Annotated in this window: 11 protein-coding genes; 8 read left to right on the top strand and 3 right to left on the bottom strand. The window is 55.4% G+C overall.

The genetic code is table 11. The features are described 5' to 3' along the window. Positions 1-33: 33 nt before the first annotated feature. Together AC6EMZ_RS12890 and mgtA are read right to left on the bottom strand one after the other, a co-directional pair. A complete protein-coding gene (locus AC6EMZ_RS12890; RefSeq protein WP_498402924.1) occupies positions 34-2,418 on the bottom strand; it encodes a beta-N-acetylhexosaminidase in 2,385 nt (794 codons plus the stop codon). A gap of 184 nt (positions 2,419-2,602) precedes the next feature. Next, on the bottom strand, positions 2,603-5,311 hold the full coding sequence (mgtA, locus tag AC6EMZ_RS12885; RefSeq protein ID WP_498402923.1) for a magnesium-translocating P-type ATPase: 2,709 nt from the start codon (positions 5,309-5,311) through the stop codon (positions 2,603-2,605). Positions 5,312-5,699: 388 nt separating this feature from the next. On the opposite strand from mgtA, the gene treR reads away from it, so the two are divergent. The 4 genes from treR to AC6EMZ_RS12865 all read left to right on the top strand — a co-directional run bounded on the left by treR (position 5,700) and on the right by AC6EMZ_RS12865 (position 10,781). Further along, positions 5,700-6,647, top strand: coding sequence for a trehalose operon repressor TreR (treR, locus tag AC6EMZ_RS12880; RefSeq protein ID WP_498402922.1), 948 nt, complete (start codon positions 5,700-5,702; stop codon positions 6,645-6,647). Between the two features lie 125 nt (positions 6,648-6,772). Next, complete coding sequence (gene treB, locus AC6EMZ_RS12875) at positions 6,773-8,191, top strand: PTS trehalose transporter subunit IIBC (protein WP_498403265.1); 1,419 nt, start codon at positions 6,773-6,775, stop codon at positions 8,189-8,191. Positions 8,192-8,242: 51 nt separating this feature from the next. After that, positions 8,243-9,898, top strand: coding sequence for an alpha,alpha-phosphotrehalase (gene treC / locus AC6EMZ_RS12870; protein ID WP_498402921.1), 1,656 nt, complete (start codon positions 8,243-8,245; stop codon positions 9,896-9,898). Between the two features lie 136 nt (positions 9,899-10,034). Then, positions 10,035-10,781: an oligogalacturonate-specific porin KdgM family protein gene (locus AC6EMZ_RS12865; protein WP_498402920.1), complete on the top strand. Its 747-nt coding sequence runs from the start codon at positions 10,035-10,037 to the stop codon at positions 10,779-10,781. A gap of 8 nt (positions 10,782-10,789) precedes the next feature. Here the strand turns inward: AC6EMZ_RS12865 and AC6EMZ_RS12860 are convergent, their stop codons facing one another. Beyond that, positions 10,790-11,449, bottom strand: a complete 660-nt coding sequence (locus tag AC6EMZ_RS12860; RefSeq protein WP_498402919.1) for a MurR/RpiR family transcriptional regulator — start codon at positions 11,447-11,449, stop codon at positions 10,790-10,792. A 179-nt stretch (positions 11,450-11,628) separates the two neighbouring features. On the opposite strand from AC6EMZ_RS12860, the gene AC6EMZ_RS12855 reads away from it, so the two are divergent. From AC6EMZ_RS12855 to nrdD, 4 genes are all read left to right on the top strand, one after another. Next, positions 11,629-13,026: a PTS fructose transporter subunit IIC gene (locus AC6EMZ_RS12855; RefSeq protein WP_498402918.1), complete on the top strand. Its 1,398-nt coding sequence runs from the start codon at positions 11,629-11,631 to the stop codon at positions 13,024-13,026. A 10-nt stretch (positions 13,027-13,036) separates the two neighbouring features. Beyond that, the gene (locus AC6EMZ_RS12850) at positions 13,037-15,634 is read left to right on the top strand and encodes a glycoside hydrolase family 38 N-terminal domain-containing protein (RefSeq protein ID WP_498402917.1); all 2,598 of its coding nucleotides are present in this window, start codon (positions 13,037-13,039) and stop codon (positions 15,632-15,634) included. Position 15,635: 1 nt separating this feature from the next. Next, positions 15,636-16,208: a PTS sugar transporter subunit IIA gene (locus AC6EMZ_RS12845; protein WP_498402916.1), complete on the top strand. Its 573-nt coding sequence runs from the start codon at positions 15,636-15,638 to the stop codon at positions 16,206-16,208. A 366-nt stretch (positions 16,209-16,574) separates the two neighbouring features. After that, positions 16,575-18,713 (top strand): anaerobic ribonucleoside-triphosphate reductase, encoded by a 2,139-nt coding sequence (gene nrdD, locus AC6EMZ_RS12840; RefSeq protein WP_498402915.1) that lies wholly within the window; start codon positions 16,575-16,577, stop codon positions 18,711-18,713. Positions 18,714-18,755 lie beyond the last annotated feature (42 nt).

Raw genomic sequence — 18,755 nt, 5'->3', positions numbered from 1 at the left:
TGACCCCCTCACCCTATGGGTGAGGGGTATTGACTACGGATTCCGCGTTGCGCGTAGTAATGTTTCCAGCGGATAAACCGCCGCAATCACCACTTCATCCTGTATTTTCGCTGCGTTATCCAGCTCGCTCTGGATCGAGGCAATCTCTTTGTCATCCAGCGTTCCCTGACGTGCCACCAAATCCGTCAACCTCAGTCCAATCGATGACAGCTTATCCACCTCCTGAATCACCGGTTTCAACGCCTTCAACTGGTAGTTGTTTTCGCTTACTGCCAGCGCGTCGCTGGTGTTGCTCTGCCAGCGATTAAAAACGTGACGCAGCGCTTCTGCGCTTTCCGTATCTTCCGCATCGCTGATCAATCGCTCGGCCCACTTGTTCATCTGACGCACCGTGATGCTTTCCGCGCTTAACGCATCGGCATAACGGTTGAGCGGCTCAAACTGATGGTAATTTCCCGCCTGGAATTTAAGATGCTGACGCGTGTAATACTGCGCAGGCTCAACGGCCTGCGCAAGGATTTGCAGCGCTAATGTGTCGGCACTGTTACCCAGACGGGTAAAGTACGCCAGCTGCTGGCTGTGCTGCTGTAAACCCACCGATACCGTGGTCCAGCTGTCCATCGCCTGCAAACGGGTGTACATGTTGTCGATATCATTCACATCCTGCGCCGACCACAGCCGCTCTGCGACCGCAAACGCACGTGGCCAGAGCTTAATATCCAGCACCGGCGCGACCACGTTTTCCGCCCATAGCGCGGCTTCACCGCCCATCAGGTTAGCCTGCTGACCCGCATCCGGCACCACAGGCTGAGTCCCTTTCGGCACGTCATCAAGACGTGCGCCCGTTATGGGATAGCGGGCGTTGCCCACCAGGAAGTAGCCGCTGAGCTTGTCGTCCGTCACGTTCACCACAGGCCGTGTTTCGCCCATCCAGGTATCGACCGTGAAGGTCACCTGGTTGTCATCACGCCATTCAATGTCATTAACTGCCCGGCGGGATTTGCCGCTGAAATCAATAAATCCACGCCAGCCGGAATCCCCCTTGACCAGCGTAAAGCTACCTTCGACCGACTTGCCCTTCAGACGCGGCATGGTGAAGGACCAGCTCTGCGCGCTGTCGTTATCGGCAAGAGTATCCACGCCGTTGAGGCCCTGCGGCACGATCTCATTGCGATAGTGATACGCGGTGCTCTGGGGCTGATCGAGATAGAAACCGGTGGAGAGAATGCCCTTGTAGCCGTGCTTCGCCACTTCACCCAGCGCGTCCTGCCCCTGCCACGACTGGATCAGGATGTTTTTTGGCAGATCGGGATGGTAGATCTCATCCCAGCCGACCATCTGACGATGGTTTTTTTCGAGGATCGTTTCCAGCTTGCGGTTGAAGTACGCCTGCAACGCGTGGCTGTCGGCTAATTTGTTGGTGCGCATAAACTGCTGGATGGCGGCGCTTTCCTTCCACTGGGTGTCGTCCACCTCGTCGCCGCCAATGTGCAGATACGGATCGGGGAAGATCGCTGCCAGTTCGCTGATCATCGCCTCAGCAAACGTATAGGTTGCCTCTTTTGTAGGATCCAGGACCGGTTTTAGCACGCCCCAGTGGCGTTCCATTTCATACGGGCCTGGCGCGCTCATTAGCTCGGGATAGGCCACGGCAATCGCCGAGGCATGCCCCGGCATGTCTATCTCCGGCACCACACGAATGCCGCGCGCGGTGGCATAGCGCACGACTTCACGCATTTGCTCCGGCGTGTAGAACAGTCCGTCGCTGGCGAGCGCCGTCAGTTTTGGATAACGTTTTGAGGTAAAGCGCCAGCCCTGATCGTCGGTTAAATGCCAGTGCAGAACGTTCAGCTTCGCCGCCGCCATGCCATCGATCTGGCGTTTGATATCCTCAAGCGGAATGAAGTGGCGAGCCGAGTCCAGCAGCAAACCGCGCCACGGGAAGCGCGGGGCATCCTCGATACTCACCCACGGCAGCGAGGTATTTTCCGCGCCGTTTTGAATAAGCTGGAGCAGGGTTTCCATCGCCCGCAGCGCGCCAAAGCGGGTATTGGCAGAGATGTTTACGCCGTTAGCATCCACGGTGAGCGTGTAGCTTTCATCGCTGTCGGGCAGCGGCTGTGGCTTCACCTTTTTAGCCATCGCGATACGAATGGTGGGATTATCAGGCTTGTCGGCCTGTGGTTGTAACGTCCAGCCCGTTTGCAGCGCGATGCGCTGGCGCAGGCGATTCACGGCATCACCGAGATCGTCCCCGGTGATGCTGACAGAAATTTTATCGTTAAGCACCAGCACGCCCTGCGTGCCAGGACGTTCGACTTTGGCAGGCCAAGGCATCAGGGGGAGATCGCCTGCCGGCGCGGCAAGCGCAGAAGCGCCGAGCAAAAGCCCGGCGGTAAGAAGACCATAGCGCAACATGAATGTTCCTTATCTGAATCTGACGGGCCAAATAAAGGCAAAACATTTTGTTAACATGCGCTTAAATAGTCGTCAAGCGAAGCAGGCGACGGAGATCACAGGTTGTTGAATTTGGGAGGAAACGTAGCCCCTCACCCCGACCCTCTCCCCAAAGGGGCGAGGGTCGGGGTGAGGGTGTGGTGACTTACTGCCACCCATATCGACGGGCGTAGATCCCTTTCACCATCTGCGTCAGCACCATATAGCCTGCCAGAATCGCCACCAGCCATGGGAAGTAGCTCAACGGCAGCGCCTGCAGGTGCAGATAGCTCGCCAGCGGCGAGAACGGCAACGCGATACCCATCACCATCACCAGCACCGTCATCAGCATCAGCGGCCAGGCGGCACGGCTCTGGATGAACGGAATACGGCGCGTGCGGATCATATGCACAATTAGCGTTTGCGACAGCAGGCCGACCACGAACCAGCCGGACTGGAACAGCGTTTGATGTTCCGGCGTGTTGGCGTGGAACACAAACCACATCAGGCAGAAGGTCAGGATGTCAAAGATCGAGCTGATCGGCCCAAAGAACAGCATAAAGCGCCCAAGATCGGACGGGTTCCAGCGCTGCGGCTTTTGGATCTGCTCGTCATCAACGTTATCAAACGGGATCGCCACCTGCGATACGTCGTACATCAGGTTCTGAACCAGCAGGTGCAGCGGCAGCATCGGTAGGAACGGCAGGAAAGCGCTCGCCACCAGCACGCTGAAGACGTTACCGAAGTTGGAGCTGGCGGTCATTTTGATGTATTTGAGCATATTGGCGAAGGTACGACGCCCTTCAATCACACCCTGCTCCAGCACCATCAGGCTTTTTTCCAGCAGGATAATATCGGCCGCCTCCCGGGCGATATCTACCGCACCGTCAACGGAAATCCCAATATCCGCCGCACGCAGCGCAGGCGCATCGTTGATGCCATCACCCATAAAGCCCACAACGTGGCCTTCGCGACGCAGCAGCGTCACAATGCGTTCTTTGTGCATCGGCGTCAGGCGCGCGAACAGCGTAGTGTGTTTCGCAAGCTCGGCCAACTGGTCGTCAGAGAGCGTTTCGATATCGCTGCCCGTCACCACCTCGCCTGTCTCCAGCCCCACTTCACGACACACTTTGGCCGCTACCAGCTCGCTGTCACCTGTCAGAATTTTCACGGTGATGCCGCTGGCTTTAAGCGCCTTCAGCGCCGGAGCCGTGGTCTCCTTCGGCGGATCGAGGAATGCGATATAACCTTCGAGGATCAAATCGGATTCGTCGATACGCTGATAGTCACCTTCACGGGCAGGCAGGAATTTGCTGGCCACCGCCACCACGCGCAGCCCCTGACGGTTGAGATTATCGGTCACGCGTTTGATGCGGCGCAGCATGGTGTCGTCCAGCGGCACAATCTCGCCGTTATGACGCACCTGAGTAGAGACATTGAGTATCTCCTGCAACGCGCCTTTGCAGATCAACTGATGCGCATCGGCCTGCTCGTTGACCACCACCGACATCCGGCGACGTTCAAAATCGAACGGGATTTCGTCCACTTTCTGCCAGCGCGTAGAGAGAGCGCGGGCAGACTCCTCATCGACACCTTCCAGCACCGCCACATCCAGCAGGTTTTTCAGGCCGGTCTGGTAATGGCTGTTCAGCCACGCGGTGTGCAGGACGCGCTCGCTGACTTTCCCTGAAATATCGGTGTGGTTTTCCAGCACGATTTTATCCTGGGTCAGCGTGCCGGTTTTGTCGGTACACAGGATATCCATTGCGCCAAAGTTCTGGATGGCGTCGAGGTGTTTAACGATGACTTTTTGCTTAGAGAGTTTAACCGCCCCGCGCGCCAGCGTGGAGGTGACGATCATCGGCAGCATTTCCGGGGTTAAGCCTACCGCGACGGAGAGCGAAAACAGCGCCGCTTCCCACCAGTCGCCTTTGGTGTAACCGTTGATCAGCAACACAATTGGCGTCATCACCATCATAAAGCGGATCAGCAACATGCTGACGCGGCCAATGCCTTTCTGGAAGGCGTTCGGCTCGCTTTCCTGCTCGCTAACGCGCCCGGCAAGCTGGCCGAACCAGGTGTTGCCGCCCGTGGCGATCACGATAGCCTGCGCCGTGCCGCTCACCACCGTGGTACCCATAAAGCACAGGGTATCGCACTCAAGCGGGTTGGTTTGCTCTGGGTCACGGCTGCGCGCCACTTTCTCTACCGGTAAAGATTCGCCGGTCAGCGAAGACTGCGCAACAAACAGATCGCGCGCCTGAACAATACGCAGGTCCGCCGGGATCATGTCCCCTGCCGCCAGCTTAATAATGTCGCCCCGCACCAACTGGTCGATAGGCAGCTCGACCCACGCGTTTTCCCCTTTATCATTGATCACGCGCGACACCGTGGCGGTGTTGCTGACCATGGCTTTCAACGCATCCGCCGCGCGGGTGGAACGCGATTCCTGGATGAAGTTCAGCAGCGTCGAGATACATACCATCAGCGCGATGACGCCAGCGGCAAACAGGTCTTCCGTGGCGTAAGAGACAATCGCCAGGACGGTGAGCAGCAGGTTGAACGGGTTGCGATAGCACAGCCACAGATGCACCCACCACGGTGACGGCTTTTGCGCCGGGATGGTGTTGTCGCCGTGCTCGGCGCGCGTTTTTTCGACTTCAGCGGCGTTCAGCCCTTCGGGATGTCCGCCATATGCGCGCCAGACTTCGTTCTCGTCCATGGCGGCGGCGTTCAGGCACTGTGCGGTAAGCGTGTGTGGAATCGTCGCGCCAGCCATATTTTTGGCGTTTGGCAGCGGATCGCGTTGCACAAGGCGACGCGGTAGATGGCGATGCAGCTGAGCAAGCAGCTGGCGGGTGATATTTTTCAGCATAAGCAGTCCCCCGCATCCGTAGACGGACGCAGTATTTCCTTCAGGCGTGGCAAAGCCGTACCTGAATGGCACTCTTTATTTTTAGCAGGAACGCAAAAGGACGTTACTGCCTCACATCACCGGCGAGGCAGCAAAAGCTGGCTTACCGGAAAGAAAGGTCTCTCCATTTCGAGAGAGGGGTGGGATCGGGATCCATACAGCCTCCGGTAAGTAAAAGTATAATAACGCCGCGCAGTATACGGATTTAACCATACCGTTTGTGACGATTCGGGCGGTATGATACCCCTTCAGAACTAAACCAGACGTAAACCAGACTTTGCCCATTGCGAAAATGTGCTGTCGCATTAGGCTCAATTGACTACTTTGTCGCTGTTACAGGGAATAAAGGATGCAGAACCGCCTGACCATTAAAGACATTGCCCGATTAAGCGGCGTGGGGAAATCCACCGTGTCGCGCGTGCTGAACAACGAAAGCGGTGTCAGCCAGCGTACGCGTGAACGCGTCGAAGCGGTGATGAATCAGCATGGTTTTTCTCCTTCCCGCTCCGCGCGCGCCATGCGTGGGCAGAGCGACAAAGTGGTGGCAATTATTGTTTCTCGTCTTGATTCCTTGTCTGAAAACCTCGCCGTACAAACCATGCTGCCCGCCTTTTACGAGCAGGGCTACGATCCGATCATGATGGAAAGCCAGTTTTCAACGCACATGGTGGAAGAGCATCTCGGCATGCTGCAACGTCGCAATATCGACGGCGTAGTGCTGTTTGGTTTTACCGGCATTCAGGATGAAATGCTCAAACCGTGGCAGGCTTCGCTGGTGATGCTGGCGCGCGATGCGCATGGCTTTGCCTCCGTTTGTTATGACGATGAAGGGGCGATTCGTACCCTGATGCAGCGCCTTTACGAGCAGGGCCATCGTCATATCAGCTACCTGGGCGTGCCGCACAGCGACGTGACCACCGGTAAACGCCGCCATGAAGCGTACCTGGCGTTCTGTAAAAAACATAACCTGCCTGCGGTCGCTTCCCTGCCCGGCCTGGCCATGAAGCAAGGCTACGATCAGGTTGCCAGCGTGTTGACCGCGCAGACCACTGCGCTGGTGTGCGCGACAGATACCCTCGCGCTCGGTGCGAGCAAGTATTTACAAGAGCAACGCATTGAGAGCGTCCAGCTGGCAAGCGTGGGCAGTACGCCGCTGATGAAATTCTTGCACCCGGAAATTGTCACCGTCGATCCCGGCTACGCCGAAGCCGGTCGTCAGGCGGCATCGCAGCTGATCGAGCAGATCAACGGACGCAGCGAACCACGACAAATCGTCATCCCAGCTCACCTTTCCTGAACCCCCTTGAAACGGATTATTGTGATCTTTGCCTGATTTCGGGAACGTTCCCATTTTCGCCGTTACGCTTAAAGAGTAGGCTTGCGTCCAGGTCATTACCCTTCCATCTGTCATGAGGTTTCATGATGAGCAAAGTCAAACAAACAGACATCGACCAACTGATCGTATTGGTTGGAGGACGCGAGAATATCGCGACCGTCAGCCACTGCATCACCCGCCTGCGCTTTGTGCTGAACGATCCGGCCAAAGCCAACCCGAAAGCCATCGAAGACCTTTCGATGGTCAAGGGCTGCTTCACCAACGCCGGGCAGTTCCAGGTGGTTATCGGTACCGAAGTGGGCGATTACTATCAGGCGCTACTGGCGACTACCGGCCATTCGTCTGCGGATAAAGAGCAGGCCAAAAAAGCCGCGCGCCAGAATATGAAATGGCATGAGCAGTTGATTTCCCACTTTGCGGAAATCTTCTTCCCACTGCTGCCAGCGCTGATTAGCGGGGGCTTGATTCTGGGCTTTCGTAACGTGATCGGCGACGTGCCGATGAGCGATGGCAAAACGCTGGCGCAGATGTGCCCCGCGCTGCAAAGCATCTATGACTTCCTGTGGCTGATTGGCGAAGCGATCTTCTTCTATCTGCCGGTCGGGATTTGCTGGTCGGCGGTGCGCAAGATGGGCGGCACCCCGATTCTCGGTATCGTGCTGGGCGTCACGTTGGTTTCTCCGCAGTTAATGAACGCTTACTTACTGGGTCAGCAGGTGCCGGACGTGTGGAATTTCGGCCTGTTCACCATCGCCAAAGTCGGCTATCAGGCGCAGGTTATACCGGCCTTGCTGGCAGGTCTGACGCTCGGCTTTATTGAAACCCGCTTAAAACGCCTGGTGCCGGATTACCTTTATCTGGTGGTGGTGCCGGTCTGTTCGCTGATTCTGGCGGTATTCCTGGCACACGCCTTTATTGGGCCGTTTGGCCGCATGATTGGCGACGGCGTGGCCTTCGCGGTGCGTCACCTGATGACCGGTAGCTTCGCGCCTATTGGTGCCGCGCTGTTTGGCTTCTTGTACGCCCCGCTGGTGATTACCGGCGTACACCAGACCACGTTAGCGATTGATATGCAGATGATTCAGAGCCTGGGCGGCACGCCTGTCTGGCCGCTGATTGCGCTGTCTAACATTGCTCAGGCCTCTGCGGTTACCGGCATTATCATCGTCAGTCGCAAACACAACGAGCGTGAAATCTCGGTTCCGGCGGCTATCTCCGCCTACCTCGGCGTGACCGAACCGGCGATGTACGGCATCAACCTGAAATACCGCTTCCCAATGCTGTGCGCCATGATTGGCTCCGGTCTGGCAGCGCTGCTGTGCGGTTTGAACGGCGTGATGGCGAACGGGATCGGCGTCGGCGGCTTGCCGGGCATTCTCTCCATTCAGCCCGCGTACTGGCAGGTGTTTGCGCTGGCAACGGCGATAGCCGTTATCGTCCCGATGGCGCTCACCACCGTGGTTTATCAGCGTAAGTTCCGTCAGGGCACGCTACAGATTGTTTAAATCCTTCTTTCGGGGCGCACTTGCGCCCCTACGCATTTGCAGGAACGAAATATGAATACCCTTCCACACTGGTGGCAAAACGGCGTCATCTATCAGATTTACCCAAAGAGTTTCCAGGACACCACCGGTCGCGGCACCGGTGATTTACGCGGCGTTACGCAGCGTCTCGATTATCTTCACACCCTCGGCATCGACGCCATCTGGCTGACGCCGTTCTACATCTCTCCGCAGGTCGATAACGGCTACGACGTGGCGAACTATACCGCCATCGATCCGGCCTACGGCACGCTGGATGATTTTGACGAACTGGTGACTCAGGCGCACACCCGTGGGATCCGCATCGTGCTGGATATGGTGCTCAACCACACCTCCACGCAGCACGCCTGGTTCCGTGAATCGCTGAATAAAGAGAGTCCGTATCGGCAGTTCTATATCTGGCGCGACGGTACGCCGGACGCGCTACCGAATAACTGGCGCTCCAAGTTTGGCGGCAACGCCTGGCGCTGGCACGCCGAAAGCGAGCAGTATTACCTGCACCTTTTTGCGCCAGAGCAGGCGGACCTCAACTGGGAGAACCCAGAGGTCCGCTCCGAGCTGAAAAAAGTGTGCGAGTTCTGGGCCGATCGCGGCGTGGACGGTCTGCGTCTCGATGTGATTAACCTGATCTCCAAGGATCAGGACTTCCCGAACGACGAGATTGGCGACGGTCGTCGCTTTTACACCGACGGACCGCGCGTGCATGACTATTTGCAGGAGATGAGCCGCGACGTCTTTACCCCGCGTAACCTGATGACCGTAGGCGAAATGTCCTCGACGTCGCTGGAAAACTGCCAGCAGTACGCCGCGCTCGACGGGCGTGAGCTGTCGATGACCTTTAACTTCCACCACCTTAAGGTCGACTATCCGAACGGTGAAAAGTGGACAAAGGCGAAGCCCGATTTTGTCGCGCTGAAAGCCCTGTTTACCCACTGGCAGCAGGGCATGCATAACAAAGCGTGGAATGCGCTGTTCTGGTGTAACCACGATCAGCCGCGCATCGTGTCGCGCTTTGGCGACGAAGGCGAGTATCGCGTCCCGGCGGCCAAAATGCTCGGCATGGTTCTGCACGGAATGCAGGGCACGCCGTACATTTATCAGGGCGAAGAGATTGGCATGACCAACCCGCACTTTGCCCGTATTACCGATTATCGCGATGTCGAAAGCCACAACATGTTCGCCGAACTGCGGGCGAACGGTCGCGAAGCGGAGGAATTACTGGCGATTCTGGCCTGTAAATCGCGCGATAATGGCCGCACGCCAATGCAGTGGGATGCCTCGCACAGCGCAGGGTTTAGTGAAGGAGAGCCGTGGATTGGCGTCTGCGAAAACTACGAGACAATTAATGCCCGTGCGGCGCTGGAGGATCCGGATTCTGTATTTTATACCTACCAGACCCTGATCCGTCTGCGCAAGACCCTGCCAGTGCTGACGTGGGGGGATTATCAAGACTTGTTGCCTGAAGATCCGTCGCTGTGGTGCTACCGCCGCCAGTGGCAGGGGCGAACCCTGATTGTCGTGGCGAACCTGAGCCATGAGCCTCAGCAGTGGCTGCCTGCCCCGGTTCAGGGTGAATGGCGAATTGCACTGAGCAACTACGAGAATGCCGTCCCCCGACCAGACAAAATGCTATTACGCCCTTTTGAAGCCGTATGGTGGGTACAGGAATAACCCTCAGGAGATACAGCATGCTGTATCTCTTTTTTTTTACGTTTAGCGATACGCAAAATGTACGACGATAACTTTTACATCGTGACGTGCCAAAATAAGAATAGACCTGCCCTTTAAATAACCTCGGCAGGACATTATGAAAATCACAATTATTAAAGCAACATGTATTAGCACATTATTATTAAGCGCGCAGGGATGGTGCGGAAGTACATCCGTCGACCTGCGCTTTGGTCATAATACGCGCTCGGATGTTAATGACTCTCGTATTAAGATGATGCATCAGGCTAATAACGGTTTTTACTTCTCCGTCGAAGCTGCGCAAAACCATAACGACACTTTTTTTGGTGACACCGACAGATATAACCCCGACGAAAAAGGATTAACGGAGGCGGCGCAGGAAATCGAAACGCGCTGGCGCTTTGATCTCGGAGACGGTTTCGCCGTTGCACCAGGGATGGTGACCGTCTTTACGGCCAGCAATACCCATTACCGCCCCTTCATTCAGGGTTGGAAAGCGTTCGATAATGGGCTGAATATGTCCGCCCGCTATCGCTATAACACCGTTAACGATGAGCATAGCGACAGAATGTTAGACGGCAACGGTTACACCCGGCGGGAGTCACATCAGTTCGACCTGTGGCTGGCTTATAACATAGGGAAATTCGGCATGTCCTATAACCCGCGCTTCCGCTGGCAGGATAATGTCGATCAGGGCACCGGAGATGATACCTACTGGGAGCACACCCTCGCGTTTAACTACAAGCTCGACGACGGCTGGACGCCATACGTCGAACTGGTTTCACTGGATAAAACGTATATCACTCAGGATGGTAATCATGAAAATGATTATGCCGTACGTCTGGGCATTGTGAAGCAACTCTGACCGTTGACCTACTCCGTATCGTGCTGCAGAAGCCTGCAGCCGATACGATCTACGGCGCTTAATAGCTCCAGTTGCCCCTCTCGCTGATATAACGATACCGCGTTGATATCAATCGACAACGGCCAACACAGGGTAGACAGTGCAGCCAGCGTCGACCCCTGACGCGTAATCGCAATAATCTTGAGCCCCTTACGCAGGGCGTTACGCGCCATTTCAATGAGTGACTGCGTCTCGCCGGATTTACTGATTAGCACGAGAGTCCCTTTCGAGACCCGGGTCAGCTGATGCATATCATTCAGAATAAGATGTGGCAGGCTCGCCAGTGATAAAAAACGCGACAGGTAGTTCAGGCTGGTGAGAGACGCGCCGCGTGCATACAGATAGATATGGCTCGATTGGATAAGTAACCTGGACACATCAGTCATGATGTCGTCCGCCTGCGATCCAACGCCAGGTTCAGTAGGAACAGGCGTAAAATGATCGCGCAAAAATCGATAACGAAGTTCGGTATAGCTGTTATAGCCCATCTTTTTACAAACACGATTAACGGATGTCGTGGTCGTAAAGGTATCTCGCGCAATCTCTTTTGCCGATATATTAGAAATATTATGAGCATGATACTGAATGTATTCAAATATCAAACGTTCACTTCCCTGAAATGAATTCATCTTTTACGCCCTGTTAAAACACAACGCAATATTAACAGAACAGAGAAATAGTCTCTGGAAGACGCTTCACATATTGCAACATGGCGTATCACGATACGTAATTAGTATTAGCAAACAATAAAAATGGCCTTGGGTTCCCATTATACTTCCGGCATTCGCACACCCAGGGAAATATTACAATGATGAAACAAAAAATTATCGCTGTAACGGCCTGTCCAACAGGAATTGCACACACATTTATGGCGGCGAGTAAAATTATCGCATGGGCTGAAGAGCATAACATTGAGGTAAAAGTCGAAACGCAGGGAAGCGACGGCGTTAAAAACCGGTTAACCCGGCAGGATATCGCCTCTGCTACGGCGATTATCCTTGCGACCGACGTTCCCATTCAGGACGCGGAGCGTTTCGATAACCTTCCCCACCTTAAGATTCGCACTCAGGAGCTTATCAAAAATACCGATCGCTACCTGCGTCAGGCGCTGGCAATGGAAAAAAACGTCACCTCGATAGCCGACGAAGAAGAGATCCCGCGCTCGGCTTACCACACTTTTATTGGCCACATCATGGCGGCAATCAGCTATATGCTACCGGTCGTGGTCATGGGCGGGCTGATGATGGCGACGGCCAAAATCACCGGGCAGTTTATTAACATTGAGCATTCGCCGTTCAGCGTGCTGGATAAAGTGGGCTTTATGACCATAAAGTTCATGTATCCCGTCTTCGCCATGTACCTGGCCTTTTCCATTGCCGGAAAACCGGCGCTGATCCCTGGCCTTATCGGCGGGATCATGTCAGACGAGGTCTACAAACGCTTCTTTGATATCGAAAGCTTTATGCCCTCCGGCTTTTTCGGCGCGATTGGGATTGGCTTTTTTGTCGGCTACCTGGTGCGCTGGCTGAATGATTCGATTCACGTCCGCCAGCAGCTCACCACCATCAAGACCATGCTGGTCGTTCCGCTGATCACCGGCATTACATTGGTGATGGTGATGGAATATCTGATTAACCCTATTTTTGGCTCACTTAACCAGCTAATGGTGGTCTTTTTCACCTCGGCGGGTGACACCGGACGGGGATTCTATTCGGCAATGATCGCTGCGGGCACCGCGTTCGACCTGGGCGGCCCCGTCAACAAGGCAGCAGGGTCGGTTGCGCTTGGGCTAAATGGCATGAGCGAGACGTTTGATTTAACCGCCCGAGAATTATCTATCGTCATCCCTTCTATTGGTGTCGGCCTCGCCGCGTTCCTCAACGGTCGCTTTGGTCTACCGGATGTGTTCAGCCAAGAAGAGAAAACCGTTGGCAGTACCTCGTTACTGCTGGGTTTTATCGGTATTTCTGAGGGCGCAATCCCCTTCATCCTGAAAAACCCACGTCTGATCCCCGTTTTCATGACAGGTGCGGTCTCCGGTGCGCTGGTCGCCATTGCCCTTGGCGTGAAGCAGACGCTCCCCCTGCCGGCCATCTGGGGCTGGCCGCTGGCAACCAACGTGACGGGATACATGGTGAGCGTCTTTATTGGTGCCCTGATTTGCGCACTAGGCGTTCTCTATGTCAGTCCAAAGAACAATCTGTGAGGGACGTACCATGAGTCAGATCCACGTTATCGCCCATACGCATTGGGATCAGGAGTGGTATTTCACCCGCCAGGACAGCATGGTACTGGCGTCATATAACTTTGCGGACGTCATCGACACGCTGGAGCAGGACCCGACCTGGCATTGCTATCACCTTGACGGACAGATGGCGGTAGTGGATGACTTTCTCGCCATTAATCCCGGTTACCGCTCACGGCTGGAAAAACTGGTGCGCGAGAAAAGGGTGTTTGTCGGGCCGTGGTATACCCAGACGGATACCTACAACGTTCACGGCGAATCGATTATCCGCAACCTCAAGTACGGTATCTTCGCGGCCCGAACGCTTGGACATGCCATGCAGGTCGGCTATCTACCGGATACTTTCGGCCACAACGCGCAGATGCCCACGATTTTGCAGGGCTGTAATATCGACAACATCGTGTTCTGGCGCGGCATCGACCACGACCGACAGGCTAAACAGAGCCAGTTCCGCTGGCGCGCGCCGTCAGGGGCAACCATCATCGCCTGTGCAATGGCGCTGGGCTATGGCGCGGCCAAAAACATCCGTTCAGAAGCCAGCCATCTGCACGGTAAAATCTTCCCGATGGTGGATCTACTGCGTTCCCGGGCGGGTATCGATGACCTGCTCCTGCCCTGCGGTGGCGATCAGGTCAGCATCGACCCTACGCTGCCAGACATCCTGAAGGTCGCCAGCATGCATTCCCCTACGCAGGATAACTACGTCATAAGCTCGCTTGAGCACTACGTCAGCATCCTGCGCGCTAAGCATGAACAATTTGAATTATTTGAGGGCGAGCTGAAATCACCGCGATACACCCGAATTCACAAAACGATCGGCTCAGTGCGCTACGACATTAAAAAGAAAAATTACGACATTGAGCAATTCATCCTGCGGCAGTTGGAACCCACTATCGCAATGGCGCGCCATCAGGGCATTGCGGTCAACCTGTCTCTGGTCGATACCCTCTGGAAGAAGCTGCTGCGAAGCCATGCCCACGACTCCATAGGCGGCTGCAACAGCGATGCCACTAATCGTGACATTCTTCATCGTCTGGAACAAACCGAGCAACTGTGTCACAGCCTGTGGAATCTGGTGGTGAAAACCCTGTCTACCGCCTGCTGTCAGGAGGGCGAGCTGCTGATTTTCAACCCGCTGGCGATCCCGACCTGCCGCGTGGTGAAAACCACCTTGTATAGCCGCACTGAAAATATCTCCCTGACACATCGTGGACAGCCGATACCTTTCGACGTACTGGATAAAGAGATATTACCGGGTGGAACGGCTATATCCCTGACCTCTGAGGGAGAATGTGAAACGCGCCTTCCGCCTTATTTTCGTTGGCAGGTGGCGTTGCAGACGCCCGTTGTGCCGTCGGTCGGCTATATCACCGTTAAGGTTGAAGAAAGCGCCGCCCCAATCGAACAGAGACCGGGCGTGAAGGGGCAAGGGATAGAGAATTCTGCTTATCGACTGACGCTGGAGGCCGGTGCGCTTGTTCTAGAAGACAAATGCAGCAGCAGGCGTATCACGTCTTTATTTAGCCTCGAAGACTGCGCAGATGCTGGCGACAGCTATGATTTCTCGCCGCTCGCGGGCGATGAACCGACGCGCTGCGCACATTTCACTCTCATTGAGTGTCAGAAAACACCGCTTTGCCAGACGATGACAATTGAGGCGGTCATGTCTCTGCCGCAGGATCTCTCTGGACGCAGGAATAAAACTCGCAAACCACTCTTGATCCGTCTGGTATGCGAGTTGCGTTCAGACGATCCGAACCTGTACGTGGATAGCGCGCTGGAAAATAGCCACTGCGATCACCGGCTACGTTTACTGATCAACAGTGATATTTGCACCGATCGCTCCATCGCCTCACAGCCCTTCTCGATCATCCATCGCCAGACGGGGTATGAGGAGCAAAACTGGCAGGAACGCTATCGCGAGATGCCCGTGGACATTGAAACCAGCGAGGGGATTATTGCCATTGCGGAATCGGGCAAAGCGCTGGTGGTGAATAGCCGTGGGATGAAAGAGTTTCAGATTGTGGGGAGCGAACCGGCAGCGATTGCCTTAACGTTATTTAAATCGACGGGCGTGTTGGGACGCAGCGACCTGGCCTGGCGACCGGGCCGGGCATCTGGCATTAACAATACGGTAGTCCACACACCGGATGCACAGTTGCTAAAGCCACTGCACTTTTCATTCACCGTCGCGCTGGCTAACAATGCGGACCCTCTGACGCTTCGACAGCTGGAAAATCAGGCTACAGGACAACCCTTCACCTATCAGCGGCAGACGCTGCATACCCTCGATCATCGTCTTGAGCGTTTTTCATTACCCCTTTCCGACCGCACGCTCCCGGCTGAATTCTCGTTGTTCGCTTTACCCGAACCGCTCGTCCTTTCTGCCCTGCCCCATGCTCAACTCTCGTCGGGCACTATCGCTCGTGTGTTTAACGCCGGAATGCAGCCAGCTCCCGTCCCGGCAAACCTGGCAGGTCTTCCCCAGATTAATTATCTGGAAGCGCGCGTGCCGTCAGTGACGATGATCGCCCCTTCCGCGACCTGCGATTTTTTGATTGAGGCTTAAGATGAACCTACTCGCACTCACGCATCCCGACCTGGTATTTATCAATCCACCCTGCCGTTCTCCTGAAGCGCTGATCCGGTGGCTATCCGAACCGCTTGTCAGGCGAAACATCGTTAACGATAAAGACGCGTTTATCCAGAGCGTTTTACAACGCGAAACTGAAGGTCCTACCGCACTTGGCGAAGCGCTGGCCGTCCCGCACGGTAAAACAGAGGCGGTACTTCAGGCGGCGTTTTGCATGGCACTTTTTGACGATCCGATTCTCTGGCCAGGGCTGGAAGGAGACGAACCGGTCAGGATGGTTTTCCTGCTCGCTATTCCACCTGCGGAGGCAGGTAGTACGCATATGCAGTTGCTGACGCAGCTCACCAGTTCACTCACTGACGATCGTGTGCGTAATCAGCTTCTGGCCGCGCGCAGCTACGACGAGGCAATGTCTGCACTGCGCCATGAAGAACCGCCGAAAAAGGATGCTGAGCCCGCTCGCTCCGTGTTGATTCCCGCTGTGCTGGGCATTGTTGCAGCAGTCGCCTTTCTCCAGGCCGGGCTAAGCTGGGCCTGCGGGGTGAGTTAAGGGTCAGGCGCTCAGCATGCACGGTGCTGAGCGCCTGTTTTTGTTGAATAATTAATCAGATTTTTCCCGCTATTTTTTACAAACGCTGTAATGCCCGCCGTTTGTACTCTCGTCCTTTTACTTTGTTCTGAATCAAGAAAAGCGTAAACATGTTTGATGCAAATCACTACATATAGAACTTAAAATGCACGCCGACCCTACATGTTGTATTTATCGTCTACTATTCCAACAAGACAACGGCGTTGACGCTGGCCGGAATTGTGGATAACAAGGGTCGAAAATGAGGGAAGTGACTGGGCTGTCTGCAAATCTGCACAGTGCATGTTTCCTCGCCTCTGTGGATAACCTGTTTTTAATGGAGTGATCATGACACCGCATGTGATGAAACGAGATGGCTGCAAAGTGCCATTTAAGTCAGAGCGCATCAAAGAAGCTATTTTGCGTGCAGCTAAAGCAGCGGGAGTCGATGACGCAGATTACTGCGCCACCGTCGCAGAAATCGTCTGTAACCAGATGAACGAGCGTAGTCAGGTGGATATTAATGATATCCAGACTGCGGTCGAAAACCAGCTGATGTCCGGGCCGTACAAGCAGCTGGCGCGTGCCTACATTGAGTATCGTCACGACCGTGACATCCAGCGTGAAAAACGCGGCCGCCTGAACCAGGAAATTCGCGGTCTGGTCGAGCAAACTAACTCAGCGTTGCTCAACGAAAACGCTAACAAAGACAGTAAGGTGATCCCTACCCAGCGCGACCTGCTGGCCGGTATTGTGGCGAAACACTATGCCCGTCAGCACCTGCTGCCGCGCGACGTGGTACAGGCGCACGAACGGGGTGAGATCCACTATCACGATCTCGACTATTCGCCGTTCTTCCCTATGTTCAACTGCATGCTGATCGACCTGAAGGGCATGCTGACCCACGGCTTTAAAATGGGTAACGCCGAGATTGAACCGCCGAAATCCATCTCCACCGCCACGGCGGTGACCGCGCAAATTATTGCGCAGGTCGCCAGCCATATTTACGGTGGCACCACCATCAACCGCATCGACGAAGTGCTGGCCCCGTTCGTGACCGAGAGTTTCAACAAGCATCGTAAGGTGGCGCAAGAGTGGCAGATCCCGAATGCGGACGAGTACGCCCGTTCCCGCACCGAAAAAGAGTGCTACGACGCCTTCCAGTCGCTGGAATATGAAGTAAACACGCTGCACACCGCCAACGGTCAAACGCCGTTTGTGACCTTTGGTTTTGGTCTGGGCACCAGTTGGGAATCGCGTCTGATTCAGCAGTCTATTCTGCGTAACCGCATTTCCGGTCTGGGCAAAAACCGCAAAACCGCCGTGTTCCCGAAACTGGTATTTGCCATCCGCGACGGGCTGAACCACAAGTCAGGCGACGCGAACTACGACATCAAGCAGCTGGCGCTGGAGTGCGCGAGCAAGCGCATGTATCCGGACATTCTGAACTATGACCAGGTGGTGAAAGTCACCGGTTCGTTCAAAACCCCGATGGGCTGCCGCAGCTTCCTTGGCGTGTATGAAGATGAAAACGGCGAGCAGATCCACGACGGGCGTAACAACCTGGGCGTGATCAGCCTTAACCTGCCGCGCATCGCGCTGGAAGCGAAAGGCGATGAAGCCGCGTTCTGGACGCTGCTGGACGAGCGCCTGTTACTGGCGCGTAAAGCGCTGATGACCCGCATCGCGCGTCTGGAAGGTGTGAAAGCGCGCGTGGCACCGATTCTGTATATGGAAGGGGCCTGCGGCGTACGTCTGAAAGCGGACGATGACGTTTCGGAAATCTTTAAGAATGGCCGCGCGTCCATTTCGCTGGGCTATATCGGCATCCACGAAACTATTAATGCACTGTTCGGCGACCAGCACGTGTACGACAGCGAAGCGCTGCGCGCAAAAGGCGTGGCTATTGTTCAGCGTCTGCGCGATGCGGTCGATCTGTGGAAAGACGAAACCGGCTACGGCTTTAGCCTGTACAGCACGCCAAGCGAAAACCTGTGCGATCGCTTCTGCCGTCTGGATACCGCCGAGTTTGGCGTAGTGAACGGCGTAACTGACAAAGGGTATTACACCAACAGCTTCCACCTCGACGTCGAGAAAAAGGTGAACCCGTACGACAAGATCGACTTTGAAGCGGCCTATCCGCCGGTCGCAAGCGGCGGCTTCATCTGTTACGGCGAGTACCCGAACATCCAGCACAACCTGAAGGCGCTGGAAGACGTGTGGGATTATAGCTATCAGCACGTGCCGTATTACGGGACCAACACCCCGATTGACGAGTGCTACGAGTGTGGTTTTACCGGCGAGTTTGAGTGCACCAGCAAAGGCTTCACCTGCCCGAAATGCGGTAACCACGACGCCGCGCGCGTCTCCGTGACTCGCCGCGTATGCGGTTATCTTGGCAGCCCGGATGCGCGTCCGTTCAACGCCGGCAAGCAGGAAGAAGTGAAGCGCCGCGTGAAGCATTTGGGGAATGGGCAGATCGGCTAACCCCTCACCCCGACCCTCTCCCCAAAGGGGCGAGGGAGAAAA

Source organism: Enterobacter sp. SCRI0065 (genome assembly GCF_059766475.1).
Note: the sequence above shows the minus strand (reverse complement) of the source record. Positions and strands in the feature narration are given on the sequence as shown.